The 20,751-nt window shown below is 68.8% G+C and carries 17 protein-coding genes and 1 tRNA gene; 8 read left to right on the top strand and 10 right to left on the bottom strand.

The features are described 5' to 3' along the window. Positions 1-8: 8 nt before the first annotated feature. Both DCN14_RS03880 and DCN14_RS03875 read right to left on the bottom strand, forming a co-directional pair. Entirely contained in the window at positions 9-1,319 is a 1,311-nt protein-coding gene (locus tag DCN14_RS03880) for an MFS transporter (protein WP_096505688.1), read from the bottom strand. 190 nt (positions 1,320-1,509) lie between these two features. Beyond that, positions 1,510-2,592 carry a tartrate dehydrogenase gene (locus DCN14_RS03875; RefSeq protein ID WP_096505690.1) on the bottom strand — a complete coding sequence of 361 codons (1,083 nt, stop codon included), beginning with the start codon at positions 2,590-2,592 and terminating at the stop codon, positions 1,510-1,512. Positions 2,593-2,700: 108 nt separating this feature from the next. On the opposite strand from DCN14_RS03875, the gene DCN14_RS03870 reads away from it, so the two are divergent. Then, complete coding sequence (locus tag DCN14_RS03870) at positions 2,701-3,609, top strand: LysR substrate-binding domain-containing protein (protein ID WP_096505692.1); 909 nt, start codon at positions 2,701-2,703, stop codon at positions 3,607-3,609. A 212-nt stretch (positions 3,610-3,821) separates the two neighbouring features. Here DCN14_RS03870 and DCN14_RS03865 read toward each other — a convergent pair whose 3' ends face one another. The 3 genes from DCN14_RS03865 to DCN14_RS03855 all read right to left on the bottom strand — a co-directional run bounded on the left by DCN14_RS03865 (position 3,822) and on the right by DCN14_RS03855 (position 6,249). Then, positions 3,822-4,829, bottom strand: coding sequence for a LysR family transcriptional regulator (locus DCN14_RS03865; RefSeq protein WP_096505694.1), 1,008 nt, complete (start codon positions 4,827-4,829; stop codon positions 3,822-3,824). 100 nt (positions 4,830-4,929) lie between these two features. Continuing rightward, complete coding sequence (locus DCN14_RS03860; protein ID WP_096505696.1) at positions 4,930-5,349, bottom strand: ATP--cob(I)alamin adenosyltransferase; 420 nt, start codon at positions 5,347-5,349, stop codon at positions 4,930-4,932. Between the two features lie 99 nt (positions 5,350-5,448). Next, positions 5,449-6,249, bottom strand: a complete 801-nt coding sequence (locus DCN14_RS03855) for a helix-turn-helix transcriptional regulator (protein WP_096505698.1) — start codon at positions 6,247-6,249, stop codon at positions 5,449-5,451. Positions 6,250-6,442: 193 nt separating this feature from the next. Here DCN14_RS03855 and DCN14_RS03850 point away from each other — a divergent pair, with 193 nt between their 5' ends. Next, positions 6,443-7,069, top strand: a complete 627-nt coding sequence (locus DCN14_RS03850) for a LysE family translocator (RefSeq protein WP_096505700.1) — start codon at positions 6,443-6,445, stop codon at positions 7,067-7,069. 13 nt (positions 7,070-7,082) lie between these two features. Continuing rightward, complete coding sequence (locus DCN14_RS03845) at positions 7,083-7,844, top strand: class I SAM-dependent methyltransferase (protein WP_096505701.1); 762 nt, start codon at positions 7,083-7,085, stop codon at positions 7,842-7,844. Positions 7,845-7,880: 36 nt separating this feature from the next. Here the strand turns inward: DCN14_RS03845 and rtcR are convergent, their stop codons facing one another. Continuing rightward, positions 7,881-9,491, bottom strand: coding sequence for an RNA repair transcriptional activator RtcR (rtcR, locus tag DCN14_RS03840; RefSeq protein WP_096505703.1), 1,611 nt, complete (start codon positions 9,489-9,491; stop codon positions 7,881-7,883). A 336-nt stretch (positions 9,492-9,827) separates the two neighbouring features. Between rtcR and DCN14_RS03835 the strand changes: the two genes are divergently transcribed. The 4 genes from DCN14_RS03835 (at position 9,828) to DCN14_RS03820 (ending at position 13,966) form a co-directional block, all read left to right on the top strand. Further along, positions 9,828-9,899 (top strand) — tRNA-Cys (locus tag DCN14_RS03835). A gap of 256 nt (positions 9,900-10,155) precedes the next feature. Then, entirely contained in the window at positions 10,156-11,295 is a 1,140-nt protein-coding gene (locus DCN14_RS03830) for a slipin family protein (protein ID WP_096505705.1), read from the top strand. 70 nt (positions 11,296-11,365) lie between these two features. Further along, a complete protein-coding gene (locus DCN14_RS03825; protein WP_096505707.1) occupies positions 11,366-12,589 on the top strand; it encodes an RtcB family protein in 1,224 nt (407 codons plus the stop codon). A gap of 222 nt (positions 12,590-12,811) precedes the next feature. Next, positions 12,812-13,966 (top strand): DUF1176 domain-containing protein, encoded by a 1,155-nt coding sequence (locus DCN14_RS03820; protein ID WP_096505709.1) that lies wholly within the window; start codon positions 12,812-12,814, stop codon positions 13,964-13,966. Between the two features lie 19 nt (positions 13,967-13,985). Here the strand turns inward: DCN14_RS03820 and DCN14_RS03815 are convergent, their stop codons facing one another. Continuing rightward, on the bottom strand, positions 13,986-14,654 hold the full coding sequence (locus tag DCN14_RS03815) for an O-methyltransferase (RefSeq protein WP_096505711.1): 669 nt from the start codon (positions 14,652-14,654) through the stop codon (positions 13,986-13,988). 138 nt (positions 14,655-14,792) lie between these two features. Between DCN14_RS03815 and DCN14_RS03810 the strand changes: the two genes are divergently transcribed. After that, positions 14,793-16,088, top strand: a complete 1,296-nt coding sequence (locus DCN14_RS03810) for an aminotransferase class I/II-fold pyridoxal phosphate-dependent enzyme (RefSeq protein WP_096505713.1) — start codon at positions 14,793-14,795, stop codon at positions 16,086-16,088. A 109-nt stretch (positions 16,089-16,197) separates the two neighbouring features. Here the strand turns inward: DCN14_RS03810 and DCN14_RS03805 are convergent, their stop codons facing one another. The 3 genes from DCN14_RS03805 to DCN14_RS03795 are packed head-to-tail and all read right to left on the bottom strand — an operon-like array spanning position 16,198 to position 20,332. After that, positions 16,198-17,406: a phosphotransferase gene (locus DCN14_RS03805; RefSeq protein WP_096505715.1), complete on the bottom strand. Its 1,209-nt coding sequence runs from the start codon at positions 17,404-17,406 to the stop codon at positions 16,198-16,200. A 23-nt stretch (positions 17,407-17,429) separates the two neighbouring features. Then, positions 17,430-18,041: a nicotinamide riboside transporter PnuC gene (gene pnuC, locus DCN14_RS03800; protein ID WP_096505717.1), complete on the bottom strand. Its 612-nt coding sequence runs from the start codon at positions 18,039-18,041 to the stop codon at positions 17,430-17,432. Positions 18,042-18,100: 59 nt separating this feature from the next. Next, positions 18,101-20,332: a TonB-dependent siderophore receptor gene (locus DCN14_RS03795; protein WP_096505719.1), complete on the bottom strand. Its 2,232-nt coding sequence runs from the start codon at positions 20,330-20,332 to the stop codon at positions 18,101-18,103. Between the last annotated feature and the right edge of the window lie 419 nt (positions 20,333-20,751).

Raw genomic sequence — 20,751 nt, 5'->3', positions numbered from 1 at the left:
CGCCGTCTTCAATGATGATGCTGCACGCCCGGCACGACCGCTTCGCGCGCCCCCTTGCGGCTCAGCAGCAGCGTGACGATCGCCGACACCGCGAGCGTGCCGGCCACCACGTACAGCCCGGCCGCATACCCGCCCGTCACGTGCTTGAGCCAGCCGATCGCGAACGGCCCGACGAACCCGCCGAGGTTGCCGATCGAGTTGATCATCGCGATCCCCGCGGCCGCACCGGCGCCTGACAGGAACGCGCTCGGCATCGCCCACAACGGCGCCTTCGCGGCGCTGATCCCGATGTTGACGACCACCAGCGCGAGCACGGTCAGGAGCGCGGTGCTCGCCTGGCCCGCGAACACGAAGCCGACGCATGCGAGCACGCACGGAATCACGACGTGCCACGTGCGCTCGCCGCTGCGGTCCGAATGGCGCGCCCACACGATCATCGCGACGACGGCGGCGATGCTCGGAATGCCGGTCAGCAGGCCCGTCTGCAATGCGGTGAAGCCGAACTGCTTGACCATCAGCGGCGCCCACAGGCCGAGCGTATAGAGGCCCGCCGACGTGCCGAAGTAGATCAGCGCGAGCGCCAGCACACGCGGGTCGCGCAGCGCCTGCCACGCGCCGGCCGTGTGCCCGGCGTGCGTGTGCCGCGCGTCGGCTTCCGACTTCAGCTTCGCGATCAGCCAGTCGCGCTCGTCCGCCTTCAGCCACGCGGCCTTCGACGGCGCATCGGTCAGGCACTTCAGCACCACGAAGCCGAGCACGACCGCCGGCAGCGCCTCGACGATGTACAGCATCTGCCAGTCGGCGAGCCCGAACATCGGCGGCATCTGCATGATCGCGCCCGACAGCGGCGAGCCGATCGCGGTCGAGATCGGCGCGGCCGCCATGAACCATGCGGCGGCCACCGCGCGTTGCTTCGCGGGGAACCACAGGCTCAGGTACAGGATGATGCCGGGGAAGAAGCCGGCCTCGGCCATGCCGAGCAGGAAGCGCAATGTGTAGAAGCTCGTCGGCCCGGTCACGAATGCGGATACCGCCGACACGATGCCCCACGTGATCATCACGCGCGCGATCCAGATACGTGCGCCGACGCGGTGGAGAATCAGGTTGGAGGGCACTTCGAAGAGGAAGTAGCCGATGAAGAACAGGCCGCCGCCCAGTCCGAACGCGGTCGGCGACAGGCCGATCGCCTTGTTCATCGTCATCGCCGCGAAGCCGACGTTGACGCGATCGAGAAAGCTGACGAAGTAAAGCAGCATCACGAACGGAATGATGCGCCACATCAGTTTCCGCGCGACGCGGGTTTCCAGATCCGCTTGCATGTGTCTCCTCCTTCTTCGAGGTCGAGCCGTGCCCCTGTCCGCGGGTGCCCGGCGGGTGCTCTACGAGCGCTGACCGGCGCCGCGGCGAAGCGCGTGCGCCGGCGCCCGGCTCGCGTCGAATGCGCGAGTCGCGGGCAATCGATTTCCGCTGGCGGCGGACGAAAGGCGATCGTCGTCCGCCGCGTTGCCGTCAGGCGGCGACCGCCGCGTTCGCGACGCGCTCGCAGACGGCCGCCGTCACCTGCGCGGTCGTCGCGCGGCCGCCGAGATCGCGCGTATGCAGCGACGGGTCGGCCGTGACGGCCTCGATCGCCTGCATCACGCGCGCGGCCGCTTCCGTCTCGCCCAGATGCTCGAGCAGCATCACGACCGACCAGAACGTGCCGACCGGATTCGCAAGCCCCTTGCCCATGATGTCGAACGCGGAACCGTGGATCGGCTCGAACATCGACGGATAGCGGCGCTCGGGATCGATGTTGCCGGTGGGCGCGATGCCGAGGCTGCCGGCGAGCGCGGCGGCCAGATCGCTGAGGATGTCCGCGTGCAGGTTCGTCGCGACGATCGTGTCGAGCGACGCCGGGCGGTTCACCATGCGCGCGGTCGCGGCATCGACGAGTTCCTTGTCCCACGTGACGTCGGGGAATTCCTGCGCGATCTGCTTCGCGATCTCGTCCCACATCACCATCGCGTGACGCTGCGCGTTGCTCTTCGTGATGACGGTCAGCAGCTTGCGCGGACGCGACTGCGCGAGGCGGAACGCGAAGCGCATGATGCGCTCGACGCCGGCGCGCGTGAGGATCGACACGTCGGTCGCGGCCTCGATCGGATGCCCCTGGTGCACGCGGCCGCCGACGCCCGCGTATTCGCCTTCCGAGTTCTCGCGCACGATCACCCAGTTCAGGTCGTCCGGGCCGCAGCGCTTCAGCGGCGCGTCGATGCCGGGCAGGATGCGCGTCGGGCGCACGTTCGCGTACTGGTCGAAGCCCTGGCAGATCTTCAGGCGCAGGCCCCACAGCGTCACGTGGTCGGGCACGTCCGGGTCGCCGGCCGAGCCGAACAGGATCGCGTCCTTGCCGCGCAGCGCGTCCAGGCCGTCGACCGGCATCATCGCGCCGTGCTGGCGGTAGTAGTCGGCGCCCCAGTCGAAATCCTCGAACTCGAACGCAAAGCGCTCGCTGCCGCGAGCCAGCGCTTCCAGCACCTGCTTGCCAGCCGGCACCACTTCCTTGCCGATGCCGTCGCCGGGAATGGTCGCGATACGGTAGGTCTTCATGCTGACATCCTCGATTGATCATGAGCGTGAACGCACTGTACCCAACCAGGAGTGCAGGAACCGGTGCTAGACTCAAAGCATCTTTAACTTCAATTCATGAATCCAGTCATGACGGATACCGTGCAGCCGGCCGATCTCGGCTTCTTCTCGACGCTGGCCGCGTCGGGCAGCCTGAGCGCGGCCGCGCGCGAGCTCGGGCTGACCGCGGCGGCCGTCAGCAAGCGGCTCACGCAGATGGAGCGGCGCGCGGGCGTGACGCTCGTCAACCGCACGACGCGGCGCATGATGCTGACGCCCGAAGGCGACGTGTATCTCGACTATGCGCGCCGGATCCTCGACCAGATGGACGAGCTGGGCGAACTGCTCGGCAGCGCGAAGCAGCGGCCGAAGGGGCTGCTGCGCGTGAACGCGACGCTCGGCTTCGGGCGCAGCCACGTCGGGCCGGCGATCTCGCGCTTCGTCGCGCGTTATCCGGAGGTGTCGGTGCAGCTGCAGTTGTCGGTGATGCCGCCGCCGCTCACCGACGACGCGTTCGACGTGTGCATCCGCTTCGGCGAGCCGCCCGACACGCGCGTGGTCGCGCGGCGGCTCGCGCCGAACCGCCGGCTGCTGTGCGCGGCGCCCGCGTATCTCGCGCGGCACGGGACGCCCGGCACGCCGCACGAACTGACGCGACACAACTGCATCGGCATCCGGCAGGGCGACGAAGGTTACGGAATCTGGCGCCTGACGAGCGGGCGCGGCGCGGCGCGCAACACCGAAGCGGTGCGGATCAACGGCAACCTGACGACGAACGACGGCGAGATCGCGGTGAAGTGGGCGCTCGACGGGCACGGGATCCTGATGCGCGCGGAATGGGACATTCGCGACTATCTGGCCGACGGGCGGCTCGTCGTCGTGCTGCCGGACTACGAGACGCCGAGCGCGGACATCTACGCGGTGTATGCGCAACGGCATCAGATGTCGACGCGGATTCGCGCGTTCGTCGAGTTTCTGGCGGGGGAACTGGGCGGGTGACGGATGGGGTGAACGTCAATGCACTTCGTCGAATCGGGGGCGCCGTGCGCAATCGGCCCGACTGATTCAGCCCAACGACGCACCGACCCGTGGAATGCCAATATTTCAGCGAAATGGATCGAAAATCGCCAGAATATTTGCACATCCGCCGAACGCACCGCCGACTCCCCCCGAATCGCCAGTCCACGGAGCGCACTCCCGCCGCCCCGCCGTCACGCCGCGGCCGCCAGCCTGCCGTCCGCGTCGGGCTCGCACGCGGCGCTCGCGGCAGCCGCCATCTGCCGCCCCGCTGCCCCGGGCGCGCTCACGCCCTCCCCGTCCCGCGCCGCATCCGCGAAGCGCTCAGCGATCCAGTCGACGAACGCGCGTACCCCGGGCGACACGTGCCGGCGCTTCGCATAGACGGCCGACACCGGAACCGCACCCGGCCGCCATCGCGGCAACACTTCCCGCAACTGCCCCGCGTCGATCAGCGGCTGCGCGACGACACGCGGCGGCTGGATCAGCCCGAGGCCATGCACGCCGCACGACAGGTACGCATGCTCGTCGTCGACGCTGACGACGCCGTCGAGCCGGATCTTGCGCACCGCGCCGTCCATCGCGAACTCGAGTTCGGCCGCGCGCTGGCCGGACGCGAACGCGCCGTTGACCGCGCGATGCCCGGCAAGTGCGTCGAGCGAGCGCGGCACGCCGCAGCGTTCGAGATACGCGGGGCTCGCGCACGTCACGCGCTCGAGTGCGCCGAGCGGGCGCGCCACCAGCGACGAATCGGGCAGCGCGCCCAGCCGGATGCTGCAGTCGACCGCATCGCCGATCAGGTCGGCCGCGCGTCCGGACACGCCCAGCAACAGCACGAGCTCGGGATGGCGCGCATGGAACGTGCCGAGCGCCGGCAGCACGATCGCGCCCGCCACCGATCCCGGCAGCTCGACGCGCAACGGCCCGCTCGGATGCCGCGCCGCATTGCGCAGGCTCGCTTCGAGCTCGTCGACGTCCGCGGTGATGCGCCGGCACCGCTGGTAATACGCGTCGCCTTCGGGCGTCGCCCGCAGCGCGCGGGTCGTACGCACCAGCAACGGCATGCCGAGCGCCGCCTCGAGTTCCTGCACGGTGCGCGTCGCGGTTGCGCGCGAAATGCCGAGCGCGTGCGCCGCGCGCGTAAAGCTGTTCATCTCGACGATGCGCGTGAAGATGCGCATCGCGCGAATCGGATTGTCCACCGGAAACTCCCGGGAAATGCGGCATGACGCGACGCGCGCGAAGCGCGCTGCGACGCATGCCGGTCGGTGAGAAAGCCGCGCCGCCGGCGCGGCGAACGGTTCAGTCGTGCGCGGCCGCGGCCCCGGGAGCCGGCACGGCGAGCAGTTGCCGCGCCAGCGCGAGCGCCTCGTCACGATCCGCCGCCGCGTTCAGCGGATAACCCCAGACCTTCTCGAACGCGCCCGAGAACGCATCGAGCGCCGCGCGCCGCTGCGCATCGGGTTCGATCGCGATCATCGCGGGAATCCATTCGCGCGACCGCGCGCGATTCGCCTTGCTCCATTTCGCGAGCTGCTTGCGCATTTCGTGATCCTGCGCATCGCGATCGTCGCCGGACGGCGCATCATCGGTCAGTAAAACGAAGCGTTCCCGACGCGCGAACAACGCATCGAGTTCGGCCAGCACGTGCGCGGGCTCGCTCGACGGCGAACGCGCGTAACGCAGCCACACCAACGGGAATTCATTCGTGACGATCTGCATGTCGACCTCCAGATGAGAATGATTCTCATGTTAGAGATCAACGCCCGTCCCGTCATGTCGCGTGCCGGCCAACCGCTTGTTCGATCCGGCCAACCGCGCTCAGCGCTGCCGGTCGGTCAGGTATTGGGTCGGCGACTTGCCGGTTGCCTTGCGGAACATCGTCACGAAGCTGCTCGCGCTCTCGTAGCCGAGATCGATCGCGATCTGATGCACGCGGCGGCCCGCCGTCAGCATGCGCAGCGACAGCGCGACGTGCAGCCGCCGGCGCCAGTCGCCGAGGCTCATGCCGAGCTCCTTCACGGCAAGCCGCGTGAGGCTGCGCTCGCTGACGCCGACGCGACGCGCGAGTTCGGGCAGCGGCGACTTGTCGGCGGGATCGTCGAGGAGGTGATCGATCAGCTTGCGCAGCCGGCGGTCGGCCGGCATCGGCAGGTACAGGTCTTCCACCGGCGCCGCGACGAGCTCGTCGAGCAGCGTCGCCATCAACCGCCCCTGCGGGCCGTCGACGTCGTACAGGCTCGGGAAGCTCGCGGCCTTCAGCAGCAGCTCGCGCAGCAGCGGCGACATGCCGAGCGTGCAGCAGCGCGCCGGCAGGTCGGGCGCCGCATCGGGCTCGACCAGCACCGCGTAGAACGTCGCGCCCGCCGAGCCGCGCGCCGAATGCGTGACGCCGCCCGGAATCCACACCGTGCATTGCGGCGGCGCGCTCCACACGCCGCCGTCGATCTCGCAATAGATGACGCCGCTCAGCGTGTACAGCAGTTGCGCCTGCGGATGGCTGTGCCGCTCGAGCCGCCACTCGGGCTCGACCACCGAGCCGCCGAACACGACGAGCGGACGCGGCACATGATAGACGTCGGCGTCGGCAGCGGGATCGGTAACGGCGGGCAGGTTGCGCATGGAGCGATGGTGTCGGAAGCGGCCGGACGGCGTGCCCGTGCGGCCTTGTCGTGCCTGTTCGGGCTTATTCGTGCTTATACCAGAAAGGCGCGGACGCGGCCGTGCGGTTTCCGGCCGGCGTCTGCAGCCGCGCGCCGATCCGAATACAATGCGCCGATCCCCTCGCCGCTGCGCCAACCTTGCCGGAGCCGCCATGTTCGACCTGACCACGCTGACCACCTTCATCGCCGTCGTCCTGGGCCTGTTCCTGATCCCCGGCCCCGCCGTGCTGCTCGTGCTGAGCCGTACCGTACAGGGCGGGCGCAAGACCGGCATCCTGACCGGGCTCGGCGTCGCGAGCGGCGATTTCGTGCATACGCTGTTCGCGGCCGTCGGGTTGTCCGCGCTGCTGATGACGTCGGCGCTCGCGTTCAACGTCGTGAAACTGGTGGGCGCCGCGTACCTGATCTACCTCGGCGTGCGCGCGCTGCTCGACAGGCCGTCCGATCCGTCGCTGCCGAAGGTGGCGCCCGTCACGCCGCTGAAGGCCTATCTGCAGGCGATTCCCGCCGAAGTGCTGAACCCGAAGACCGCGCTGTTCTTCCTCGCGTTCATGCCGCAGTTCGTGCATCCGGAGCACGGCTCGTCGTTCGTGCAGTTCGCGGTGCTCGGGCTGATCTTCGTCGTGCTCAGCTCGCTCTACACGACGCTGATCGCCTGCTCGATCCGCCCGCTCGGCCGCCTCGTGAAGCGGCTCGCATGGCTCACGCGCTGGCAGGGGAAGATCATCGGCACGATCTTCATCACGCTCGGGCTGCGGGTGGCAGTGCAGCAGCGCTGACGCGAACGCGCGCATGACGTTCCGCGCCGCGCCCGCAGGCGACGTTCTTTATACCGACCCGCGCCTCGTCGCGGTCTACGACCTGTTCAACGCGGGCGATCGCGATTTCGCGTTCTACGCGTCGCGCATCGGCACTGCGCGGCAACGGATTCTCGATCTCGGCTGCGGCACCGGCACGTTCGCGCGCCGGCTCGCGGCGGCCGGGCACGACGTCGTCGCCATCGATCCCGCCCCGGCGATGATCGCGTACGCGCGACGCCAGCCCGGCGCCGACGCGGTGCGCTGGCTCCCGTGCGATCTCGACGGCCTGCCGCCGGGCGCATCGTTCGATGCCGTCGTGATGACAGGGCACGCGTTCCAGTGTCTGCTGACCGACGCGGCAATCGACGCGACGCTGCGCAGCGTGCGGCGCATGCTGGCCGACAACGGCCGCTTCCTGTTCGACACGCGTAATCCACGTGCCGAGCCGTGGCATGCGTGGAACCCGCAAGCGTCGGCATGCCGTGTCGCTTCGCCCGAGTTCGGCGTGGTCGAACTCCACCACGCAGTGACCGCGATCGACGGCCCGATCGTGTCGTTCGATACGGTCTACCGATTTCATCGCGACGATCTGCAGGTGACGAACGCAAGCCGGCTGCGCTTCGTCGCGCAAGCCGACCTGCAGGCACGCATCGCGGCCGCCGGCTTCTCCGCGACCGCCTGGTGCGGCGACTGGCAGGGTGCGCCGTTCGACGAAGCGACAAGCGCGGAGATCATCGCGATCTGCCGCGCGTGAACGGGCCGAGGCGGCGCGCTCGCGCCGCCGCCCGACTCATCCCAGCGCCTGCCGCACGCTGTCCCAATCGAGCCCGAACCGCGCGAGATACTTGCGCAGCCGGTCCGCGTCGTTCGGCTGCTTCTTGCTCAGGCGCGACACCGCGAACAGCGTGCGTCCGGCTTCCGACACACTCGCCGAGACGCGGCACACGTCCAGCACGCGTTCGAGCTGCACGCGGTCGAACAGGTCGAGTTCCGCCGCGCGCGCACCGAACACCGCGTCGACGCACGCGTCCGATGCCCGCCCGTCGCCCGGCGACGACCACGTGCGCGTCAGGCGATCGACCTCCTGTTCGGCGATGTCCTCGGTAATCCGCCCGGCATCGGCGAGCGTCGCCATCCGCGTAATCGATGCGGACAGTTCGCGGAAATTGCCGGCCCACGTCGCGCGCGGCGATGCGGCGAACGCGAGATAGCGCCGCTTCGCTTCCACGTTGAACCGCACCTGCTCGCCCTGCTCGCGGCCGAAACGATCGAGCTCGAATTCGAGGTTCGGCTCGATGTCTTCGCGGCGTTCGGCGAGCCCCGGTAATTCGTATGTCCACAGGTTGATCCGCGCATACAGATCCTCGCGGAACGTGCCGGCCGCCACCATCTGCCGCAGGTCGCGATGCGTGCCGGCGATCAGCTCGAAATCGCTGGCCGCCTCGACGTCCGCGCCGACCGGCAGGAAACGCTTCTCCTCGATCGCCTTCAGCAGCATCGCCTGCTCGTCGAGCCCGAGCTCGCCGATCTCGTCGAGAAACAGCAGGCCGCCGTCCGCCGCGCGCAGCAGGCCCGCGCGTGCGGACTGCGCACCGGTGAACGCGCCCTTCACGTGCCCGAACAGCGTGGACATCGCCGCGTCGCCGCGCAGCGTCGCGCAGTTGATCTCGATGAACGGCCCCGCGAGCCGATGGCGGCCGCGCTTCAGCTCGTACACGCGTTTCGCGAGAAACGACTTGCCGGCGCCCGTCGGGCCGACGAGCAGCATCGGCGCGCGCGAGCGCACGGCCACGCGCTCCAGTTGCTCGATCAGCGCGTTGAAGCGCGCGTTGCGCGTCGCGATGCCGGCCTTCAGGAACGACACCGTTTCGTCGCGCTCGTGCGTGAAGCGCTGCGCGATCCGGTTGTAGCGCGACAGGTCGAGATCGATCACCGACATCGTGCCCGGCCCGCTCGGCCCTTCGTCGGTCTGCTGCGGCGGCCCGGTTTGCACGAGGCGCGCGGGCAGGTAGCGCGCTTCCGCGAGCAGGAACCAGCAGATCTGCGCGACGTGCGTGCCGGTCGTGATGTGGATCAGGTAGTCCTCGCGATCGAGATCGAACGGATAGGCGCGCGCGTAGTCGTGCAGCGTCGCGTAGACCTCCTCGAAATCCCACGGATCGTGGATCGTGACGGGCGTGAGCCGCACGTCGGTATGCGGCGACAGTTCCGCGAGATCGTCGCGCACCTGCTGGGCGAGGCGCGTGTAGCCCGGCGGATGCAGCAATTCGAGGCGGTCGATCGCGAGATCCGGCTGCAGGCAAAGCGACACGGTCGGCCGCCACTTGCGGTAACGGCGCGGCGCGCGGCCGCCTTGATCGAGCACGGTGCCAAGAAAGCCGATGGCGACGGTTTTGCGCATGTTTATCTCATGAGATAAAAGCCGATCCAATTGTATCCATATTCCTGGATGACACGGTAACGGCGCCCTCTTCGCGCCGCCGCCCTATAATAAAAATCCACCTTTAATTTCAATCACTTGCCGACATTCTTACCGCCCTCGCCAGCCGCTGGCACGCTCCTCGCTAAATAGAAGACGCCGGATGTCCCGCTGGCCCGCGAGCCAAGGTTCACAAAGCCCTGCTGGTGCGCCGCCGCCGAACCTCGTTCGTTGCGGCAGTGCATGCCGCCATGGACAGAAGAAGGCAAAGGGGCGCGCGAGGCAGCTTCGTCCGGGTTCGAATCCCGGGGCGCCCACTGTTCGGTAGCTCAACAGGTAGAGCAGCCGGCGCAAGCCGGTGTGTGGCGGGTTCGAATCCCGTCCGAACGTTGTCCGCAAGGGCAATTTCCGATGAAAGCAGTACCCGCCGGCGCGGGCCGCGAAGCCCGCCGCGCGTCGAACCGGTTGCGGTTCCGCGCGATCGGCCGGGCGGCCGGACGGCCCGCGCGAATGCGCACGACGACGCGATGCAGGATGCGTCGCCGCGTGCTGCAGCGCCGGCCAACGCGCCGCCTGCCCGATCGCGTCGCACCCCGATCCGTACGATGCGTGTCGTCCGGCGGTCATTGAAGAAAAGGACAAGAATATGTGGAAGCGTCATGTGGTGAAAAAGAACGAACGCGCGCTGCTGATGAATGAGGGCGATTTCGTGAAGGTGCTGGAACCGGGCGTGTTCAAGGCCTTCGATCCGTTCAAGCGCCTGTCGGTGCAGACCGCGCGTCTCGACGCGCCGCTCGCCGACGCCGCGCTGGCCGATTACCTGCGTCACGACGCACCGGACGTGCTCGCGCGATACTTCGTCGCGATGGATCTGGCCGACGACGAAGCGGGCCTGCGCTACGAAGACGACGTGCTCGTCGAGATCCTGCCGCCGGGCACGCGCCGGCTGTACTGGCGCGGCCTGATCGCGCACCGTCTGGAGCGTGTCGATCTCGCGCAGGACAGCATGCTGCCGGCCGCGCTCGCGAAGCGCATCGCGCAACCGGCGCTGCGTGCGCGCGGCGTGGCGGGGCTGACGGGTGTGCTGCTTGCGCAGGTGCCGGCGTATCACGTCGGCATACTGAAGATCGACGGCAAGATCGAGCGGCTGCTGGACGCGGGCGTGACGGCGTTCTGGCGCTTCAACCGCGACGTGGCGGTCGAGCTCGTCGACCTGCGCCTGCAGCCGCTCGAAGTCGCGGGGCAGGAAATCCTGACGCGCGACAAGGTCGCGCTGCGGCTGAACCTGTCGGCGACGTGGCGCTATGCGGACGTGCTGCATGCGTTCGGCCAGTTGCAGAAGCCGCTCGAACACCTGTATCGCGAGCTGCAGTTCGCGCTGCGCGCGGCCGTCGGCACGCGCTCGCTCGACGAACTGCTGGAGGACAAGCAGGCGATCGACGACGTCGTGATCGCGCAGGTGCGCACCCGCCTCGAGCAGTCGGGCGTGGACGTGCGCAGCGTCGGCGTGAAGGATATCGTGCTGCCGGGCGACATGAAGACGATCCTCGCGCAGGTGGTCGAAACCGAAAAGGCCGCGCAGGCGAACGTGATCCGCCGCCGTGAAGAAACGGCGGCGACCCGCTCGCTGCTGAACACCGCGAAGGTGATGGAAGAGAACCCGACCGCGCTGCGGCTCAAGGAGCTGGAAACGCTCGAGCGCGTCGCGGAACGGATCGACCGCATCTCGGTGTTCGGCGGTCTCGACCAGGTGCTGAACGGACTCGTCAGCATCAAGGGCGCATGATGCGCGAAACAGGATGAAACGGCGCGGCGCATGGCCGCCGCGCCGGACGCATGAACGAATGGTGAAGCCAATGAGCAACGACGATTATCAAGTGATGGAACTGGCGAACGGCAAGCCGGTGAAGATGTGGACGCAGGGCGTCGCCGTCGAGGACGACGCGCGCGCGCAATTGCGCAACACCGCGCAGATGCCGTTCATCTTCAGGCACGTCGCGGTGATGCCGGACGTGCACCTCGGCAAGGGCTCGACGATCGGCAGCGTGATCCCGACGCAGGGCGCGATCATCCCGGCCGCGGTCGGCGTCGACATCGGCTGCGGGATGATGGCCGCGCGCACGACGCTCGTCGCCGCCGATCTGCCGGACTCGCTCGGCGGGCTGCGCGGCGCGATCGAACGCGCGGTGCCGCACGGCCGCGCGCCGGGCCGCCGCGATCCGGGTGCGTGGGGCGATCGCACGCCGGCCGCCGTGACGGATGCATGGAAGTCGCTGCTGCCGGGTTTTCAGCGGATCGTCGACAAGTATCCGAAGCTGGAGAAGACGAACCACTACGCGCATCTGGGCACGCTCGGCACCGGCAACCATTTCATCGAAGTGTGCATCGACGAAGCCGATCGCGTGTGGTTCATGCTGCATAGCGGCTCGCGCGGCGTCGGCAACGCGATCGGCAGCCTGTTCATCGAGCTCGCGCAGGCCGACATGCGGCAGCACATCGCGAACCTGCCGGATCGCAACCTCGCGTATTTCAACGAGGGCAGCCGGCACTTCGACGATTACGTCGAAGCGGTCGGCTGGGCGCAGGACTACGCGCGCCGCAACCGGCAGGCGATGATGGATGCGGTGATCGGCGCGGCGCGCGGCGCGATCGGCAAGCCGTTCGGGGTCGACGAACACGCGGTGAACTGCCACCACAACTACGTGCAGCGCGAACGCCACTTCGGCGAGGACGTGCTCGTGACCCGCAAGGGCGCGGTGTCCGCGCAAAAGGGGCAACTCGGGATCATTCCGGGCTCGATGGGCGCGAAGAGCTTCATCGTGCGCGGGCTCGGCAACCCGGAGAGCTTCTGTTCGTGCAGCCACGGCGCCGGCCGCGCGATGAGCCGGACCGAAGCGAAGCGCCGCTTCACGGTCGACGACCAGGTGAGCGCGACGCGTGGCGTCGAATGCCGGAAGGACGCGGGCGTCGTCGACGAAATCCCGATGGCCTACAAGGACATCGATGCGGTGATGGCGGCGCAGCGCAGCCTCGTCGACGTGGTGCACACGCTGCGTCAGGTGGTGTGCGTGAAAGGATAGCGGGCGCGCCGCCGGCACCCGCTCGCCAACGAACGGCGCGATGTCCGCAGGCATCGCGCCGTTTCCCTTTGTGCGCGCCTTCGATCGCCATCGCGCGATTCGCTGCCGCAGCAGCGGGTATACTCGATACTGTCCGGCCGCGCTCGATCCGCATCGCGCGCTTACGATGCGCTTGCAACCGGACGTCCGCCCTACTCCCCGTCATTGCCGATACGAACCGTCATGTTTCGTCATCTCCCGCTTGCCGTCGCCGTCATCCTGCTCACCGCGTCGCTGTCCGCTGCCGCACGCGACCCCGCGCAACATCCGGTCGCGCGCGATTTCAAGAACTGGTCGGTCGTCTGCGACAACGCGTATCGCTGCGTTGCCGAGGGCGGCAACGACGACATCGACGACACGCGCACCAGCCTGATCCTGCGGCTCGCGCGCGACGCCGGCCCCGATGCGCGGCCGTCGCTGGAGATCTTCGCGTCGGCGCCGCTCGATCTGCGCACCGCGCGCGCGGACGGTCAACCGTTCGACGCCGTGCAGGCCGAGTGGCACGCGGTCGCGAAAACGGGCGACGAAGACGACGACGTCTATCCGTTCCATATTCGCACCCGCGATCCGGCGACGGTCGACGCATGGCTGACGATGTCGCACAACGCGCAGGTGCTCGGTTTCGGCGACCCGGCCGACACGCAAACGCCGCGCGTTTCGCTAGCGGGGCTCAACGCCGCGCTGCTGCTGATCGACGACACGCAGGGCCGCATCGGCACGGTCACCGCGCTGCTGCGCAAGGGCGCCAAACCCGCATCGGCGGTGCCCGCCGCGCCGGCGCTGCCGCCCGCGCCCGTTCCGGCGCCGCGCGTGGCCGATCTCACGCCCGCCGAACAACGCCCGCTCGTCGATGCGGTATTCGACAAGTTCGGCGGCAGCGTGAAGCGTTGCGCGGCCGATGCCGGCGACGAAATGTCGGCGCCCGATCGCCGCAAGGCCGCGTCGGCCACCGCGATCTCGACCGCCGATGCGATCGTGTCGATCCCGTGTCAGACGAGCAGCGCGTACAACCATACGGACCTGTGGTATCGCGTGCACCGTAGCGCGCCGTACGCGCCGACGCCGCTCAACTTCGGCGAGAACGCCAGCGCGGGCCTCGACCCGGCGTCGTTCTCGAACCAACTGACCGAAGCCATCTACGATCCCGCGCATGCGACGCTGTCGAGCCTCGATCGCGTGCGCAGTGCCGGCGATTGCGGGTCGGGCGCGTCGTGGGTGTTCGACGGCCGGCGCTTCGTGCTGAACGACGTCGCGATGCACGGCGCGTGCAACGGGCTGTTCCAGGATCGGTGGCCGCGGCTGTATCGGACGGCCGGTTCGACCGACAACCCGCGCTGATGCACCGGCGCCGGCTCGCTCACGCGCCGACGATCGAGATCGAGAACCCGTCCCAGCCCTTCAGCCCGACCGTCTGCACGGCGGTCGTCGCGACGTTCGGCTCGGCGACGATCCGCGCGAACCCGTTGCGCACGCCGACGACGTCCGGCTCGTGATTGTCGGGATCGGCGACGCGCCCGCCCCGCACGACGTTGTCGACGACGATCACCGTGCCGGGCCGCGACAGCTTCAGCGCAGCGTCCAGATAAACGGCGTTGCTGTCCTTGTCTGCGTCGATGAAGATGAAGTCGAACGGCGCCACGCCCGTATCGACGAGCCGCGCGAGGCTGTCCTTCGCGCTGCCGACGACGACCGACACGATGCTAGCGAACCCGGCACGCGCGATGTTCCGCGTCGCGACCTTCGCATGGTCAGGATTCAGTTCGAGCGTGACGAGCTGCCCGTCCGGCGGCAACGCGCGCGCGAGCCAGATCGTGCTGTAGCCGCCGAGCGTGCCGACCTCGAGGATGCGCCGCGCACCGCGGATCGTCGCGAGCAGCTGCAGCAGCTTGCCCTGGTTCGGCGCGACGTTGATCGCGGGCAGCCCGGCCGCGTCGCTCGCCGCGAGCGCGGCGTCGAGCGCGTCGTCGGACGGCACCAGCGTCGCCGAAAAATACGCATCCACCTTGTTCCATTGATCCTGAGCCATCGCGCATCCTTTGCCGTTGTGCGTGGAAAAGGCATTCTATGCGTCGCAAGCCCATAAGCAACAAACCATTCGTTCTAAGAGCAGCGGCGCGCGTGCTCCTATAATCGCTCGACGATCACAACAACATAAGGAGCACCCATGACCGATCAGGCCTCTTCGAACTGGCGCCTCGAGACCATCGCCGTGCACGGCGGCTATCGCCCCGACCCGACCACGCGCGCGGTGGCGGTGCCGATCTACCAGACCGTTGCGTACGCATTCGACGACACGCAGCATGGCGCGGACCTGTTCGACCTGAAGGTCCAGGGCAACATCTACACGCGGATCATGAACCCGACGACGGACGTGCTCGAGCAGCGGATCGCCGCGCTCGAGGGCGGCATCGGCGCGCTCGCGCTCGCATCGGGCCAGGCGGCCGTCACGTACGCGATCCAGACGATCGCGGAAGCGGGCGACAACATCGTGTCCGCGAGTTCGCTGTACGGCGGCACCTACAACCTGTTCGCGCACACGCTGCCGCAATACGGGATCACGACGCGCTTCGCCGATCCGCGCGACCCCGCGTCGTTCGAGCCGCTGATCGACGCACGCACGAAGGCGATCTTCGCGGAATCGGTCGGCAACCCGCTCGGCAACGTGACCGACATCGCCGCGCTCGCCGACATCGCGCATCGCCACGGGATTCCGCTGATCGTCGACAACACGGTGCCGTCGCCGTACTTGCTGCGCCCGTTCGAGCACGGCGCGGACATCGTCGTGCACTCGCTGACGAAATATCTCGGCGGCCACGGCACGAGCCTCGGCGGCGCGATCGTCGATTCGGGCAAGTTCCCGTGGGCGCAGCACGCGGACCGCTTCAAGCGGCTCAACGAGCCGGACGTCAGCTATCACGGCGTCGTCTACACCGAAGCGTTCGGGCCGGCCGCGTATATCGGCCGCGCACGCGTGGTGCCGCTGCGCAACATGGGCGCGGCGATCTCGCCGTTCAACGCGTTCCAGATCCTGCAGGGCATCGAGACGCTCGCGCTGCGCGTCGAACGCATCGGCGACAACGCGCTGAAGATCGCGCAGCATCTCGCGCGCCATGAAAACGTCGAATGGGTGAACTACGCGGGGCTGCCCGATCATCCGGACCATCCGCTCGTCGCGCGCTACCTGTCGGGCCGCGCGCCGGGCATCCTGACGTTCGGCGTGAAGGGCGGCCGCGACGGCGGCGCGAAGTTCCAGGACGCGCTGAAGCTGTTCACGCGGCTCGTGAATATCGGTGACACGAAATCGCTCGCGACGCACCCGGCCTCGACGACGCACCGGCAGTTGTCGCCGGCCGAACTCGCGAAGGCCGGCGTGAAGGAGGAAACGGTGCGGCTGTCGATCGGCATCGAGCATATCGACGACTTGCTCGCCGATCTGGATCAGGCGCTCGCGCAGGTGTGACGGGAAGCGGGCGGATACCGCCGCTCCGCATCGAACGACGGCGCCCCTTCAGATGCGACGGGGTGCCGCGCGTCGGGCGGAACGTGTGCGGGGCACCGGCAAGCGCCCGTCAGGCGCCGCCCCGCTTCTCACGCCGACGCTGCACCAGCCAGTCGAGCAGTTGCCGCCCGTCGCGTTCGCCGAACCATTGCGCATGCCCGATCAGATAACCGTCGTACGCCACGTCGACGATATCGGGCGCGTTGACGATACAGCCGAAATACGCGACTTCCGACAGCGCGAATTCCGTATGCACGATCGGCAGCAGCGCGACCAGCGCCGCATGCGCATCGTCGCTCAGCGGTTCGAGCGACTCGTAGCCGTCGAGCAGCGCGGCGATCTGTTCGTACTCGACGCGACGCGCCTCGGCCGGCGCCATCCAGTCGACCGTGTTGCGCTCGATCGCGAGCGCGACGTCCATCACCGCGCAGGTACGATCCGCCAAACCGAAGTCGAGCACCGTCCTCACCTCCGCCCCCGGCCCGGCACCGGTCCACAGCAGGTTCGACGCATGCCAGTCGCCATGCGTCCACAGCGGCGGCAACGCAGGCAGCAGCGGCACGAGGCGCGCGTGATACGGGCCAATGACGTTCGCAACGTCGCCGCGCCAGTCGCGCGCACCGAGCGCCTTGACGAGCAACGGTTGCGCCGTGACCCAGCGTTCGAGCGCACCGGCAAGATCGCCCGACGACAGCACGCGAAAACTCGACAGCAGCGGGCGCACCGGCCGCGCCGGCGCGTCGTAGCCGGCCGACGCGCGATGCAGCTCGGCCAGCGCGCGGCCGGCCGCGTACGCATGCGACGGATGCGTGAACGGCTTCCACGACATCACGCCGCGGTACGCGTCGACGCCCGGCGCGACCACGTGCACCTCATACGTCCAGTCGCCGGATGCGAACGCGGTCGCGCCGTCGCGACCGGCGAGCACGTCCGCCACCGGCACGCCGTGCACGCGCAGATGCGCGATGAAGCGATGCTCTTCCTCGAGCCCCGCGACATCGCGCAGGCTCACGTGATGACGCTTGACGAACAGCGCGCACTCGTCGGTCGTGCGCACCAGCACGGCCGCCGAGAACGGCCGCGGGCTGTGCCACGTGAGGCGCGCGGGCGCGCCGACGCCATCGATGCGCGCAAGCACGGCCGCGACCTCGTCGTGCGTCATCAGCGGCCAGTCGCGTTCGGCCTGTTCGCCGTCGACGCCGAACTGCGGCGGCGCGACCTCGCGCGCATCGGCGCGCTCACGCGATGCCGGCGCATCCGGCTCGAGAGGAAATGACATGGACGACGTTGCTCCGTAGTGAATCAGCCCGCCGGGCTCGCCGTCGCGCGCAGCGCGTCGGCCGTCCGGCGCCAGTCGCGCCAGCCGATGACGGCGAGCGCGATGAACAGCGCATAGAGTCCGGCCGTCAGATACAGTTCCTTGAACACGAACATCCCGACATACACGACGTTCACGACGATCCACAGCCCCCACGACGCGATGTAGCGCCGCGCGGTCCAGTATTGCGCGACGAGGCTGAACGCGGTCAACGACGCATCGACGAACGGCAACGCCGCATCGGTCCAGCGCGCCATCATCCCGCCGAGCAGCGCGCTGCCGACCACGGCCGCGATCAGGTCGGGCAGCATCTGGCGCGGCCGCACGCCGGTGACGGGCGCGACGTCGCCTGCGAGCGCCGCACCGCCGCTCGCCTCGAGCGTGCGCTGCGCGATCCAGCGCCGCCAGCCGTACACCTGCAGCACCGCGAACGCGCCTTGCAGCAGCATGTCCGAATACAGCTTCGCGTCGAAGAAGATCCAGCCGTACAGCGCGACCGACGCGAGCCCGACCGGCCAGCACAGCATGCGCCGCTTCGCGGTCAGCCAGATCGCGAGGGCGCTGACGATCACGCCGGCGATTTCGAGTGGGGACATCGTCTGTGCTCTCCTGGTTGGCTGCCGGGGCCGCGCATCATGCGGCCGGATCCCGACGATCAGAAATCGTAAGTCAACGACACGCGCGCGGTGCGCGGCGCGCCCGGGAACAGATACGCGTCGCCCTGCTGCTCGCCCGCGTCGCGCCAGTAGAACTTGTTGAAGAGGTTGTCCACCGACACGCGCAGCACCGTGCGATGGCCGCCGATCTTCGTCGTATAGCGCGCGCCGAGATTGAACACGAACCACGACGGCACGCGCGCGGTGCCCTCTTCGTTCGCGTTGCGCGCCGCGCTGTACTCGACGCCGCCGAGCAGGTTCAGGCCCGCGACGCCCGGCATCGCGTAATCCGCGTACAGCGACGCGCGCAGCGCCGGCACGTTGATGACCTGGTGCCCTTCGTACGCCGGCGAACCCGAATCGTATGCGCGCGCACGAATCGCGGCGACGCTGGCCGTCAGCGACAGCCGCTCGGTGAGCCGGCCGGCCGCGCCAAGCTCGATCCCCTGGTGCCGCTCCGTGCCGCGTTGCACGAACGTATAACCCGTGCCCGACGCATCGGGATCGGCGAACTGGAACGGCTTGCTGATCGAGAACACGGCGGCCGTGAGGCTCAGCCGGTCGAGCCAGTCGTATTTCGCGCCGAGCTCGAACTGGTGCGATTCGACGGGCGGCAGGAACGCATACGCGTTGATCGCACGCACCGGCGCCTGGTCGCCGAGCGACAGCGCCTTGCTGTACGACGCATACAGCGACAGCACGTTCACCGGCTTGTAGACGAGCGCGACCTGCGGCAGGAACACCGAGCGGTCGGTGTGCGTCGCGTCGCCGTCGAGGCTGTCCCAGCTGCGCTGGCGCAGCAGCACTTCCTTGCCGCCCGCGAGCACCTGCCAGTGTTCGCCGATGCTGATGCGGTCGAGCCCGAACACGCCGTACTGCCACGCGTCGAGTTGCGGATACGACGGCCCGGCCGAGTTCGGCGACGGCGCGAACGCGACGTCCGGCCCGTAGACGTTCTCGCTGCCGACGTAGTCGTACACGGCGTCGGCCATGTGCACGACGCGGCGCTGCACGCTCACGCCGAGCGTCAGCTCGTGCCGCAGCGGGCCGGTCGCGAACCTGCCCGTCGTCACCGCGCGCAGGTCGTCGTTGCGGCGATATTCGCCGGGGCTGCGGAAGTCGTACACGTCGTAGTCGCCGTTCGCGCCGAAGAAGAACGGCGACGTCGTGCCGGCCGCGCAGCTCGGTGCGTACGAGCAACCGTACGGGAACGCGCTGTTGTCGTCGATCATCGTGCGGCTGCGGCCCACGGCGACGTACGCCTTCCAGGCGTCGTTGAACTGGTAGTCGAAGCGCGCGTTCAGGTTCAGCGCGTCGGTCGTCACCGGCTTCGCCCACGGCTGCGTGCCGAGCGCCTTCGACGTCGTGTTGACGGACGGCACGACGGTGCCGCCAAGCAGTTGATAGCCCGGTGCCGAACGCTGGATCCACTGCTGGAATTCCGCGTTGAGCTGCAGGCTCGCGCGCGGGCTGATGTCCCAGTCGGCGGCGATCGAGCCGAACGTACGCCGGCCGTTCGTGCCGTCGACGTACGAGTGCATGTTCTCCTTCGCCGCGTTGATCCGGAAACCGAACTGATTGTCCGGGCCGAAGCGGCGGCCGAGATCGACGGCCGCCGACGTCGAGCCGCGGCTGTCGACGCCGGTCGTCACGCTCGCGACGTTGGCCGAGCGCTTCGTCACGAAGTTGATCACGCCGCCCGGCGCCACCACGCCGCTGTCGATGCCGGCCAGCCCCTTCAGGATCTCGACGCGCTCCTTGTTCTCGAGCGGCACGTTCTGCTCGCCGGACACGGTGAGCCCGTCGATCCGGATCGCGCTCGCAAGATCGACCGGGAAGCCGCGGATCGCGAAGCCTTCGTAGTAGCCGACCGGCGCATAGTCGTTGACGACCGACGCGTCGTTGCGCACCACGTCGCTCAGGCGCCTGGCCTGCTGGTCGTCGATCTGCGCGCGCGTGACGACGCTGACGGAAGCCGGCGTGTCGCGCAGCGGCGCGTCGTCGAGCCCCGCGACCGATGCGTTGCGCGCGCGAAACGCGCTGCCGCGCTCGCCGCTGACCGTGATCGCCGGCAGCGTCGCGCTGCCCGCCGTATCGGCGTCCGGCGCCGGTGCGTCTCCCTGCGCCGCGGCAGCCTGCGCCGCGAAAAGCGTGATGCCGAGACCGACGCCAAGCCCGACCTTCGCGCGCCGCCGTCGTACGGACAACGCTGTTGTTCTATTTACCGTCATTGTTCTGGATGGAAAACTCGCCACTCGACCCTGTCGAAACACGTTACGAAGCTGCGAAGCGCGATCCCGCGAACGAATCCGCGACGGGCCCGGCGAATCTCCGGGCGCGCGCGTCGACACGACATTCATCAGACGAATCGGACGATGCGGCCGCATGCGAGCCGATCGATCGGGAAAGCGCAGGATGGGACATCGAATCCGGATGACGCGCCGGGCCCCGACGCGGCCGCCGATTCGTTCGTCGGGTGCCTGTCGGGCGGGCCGGCTGCATCGCGCGGCTTGTCTTGCGGGGGACGCTTCGAACGCCCCGGTGCGGGCGCGCGGCGCGGCGGTGCGCCGTTCGTCGGAACGGCGGCAGGCCCGGCGCGCGCGGCATCGCGGCGTGGCGCGCATTTTACCCCGGGCGGGCGCGGCGGCAG

This window comes from Burkholderia sp. IDO3 (assembly GCF_003366075.1).
Classification (GTDB): Bacteria; Pseudomonadota; Gammaproteobacteria; order Burkholderiales; family Burkholderiaceae; genus Burkholderia; species Burkholderia anthina.
This window is presented reverse-complemented; position numbering and strand designations above follow the sequence as displayed.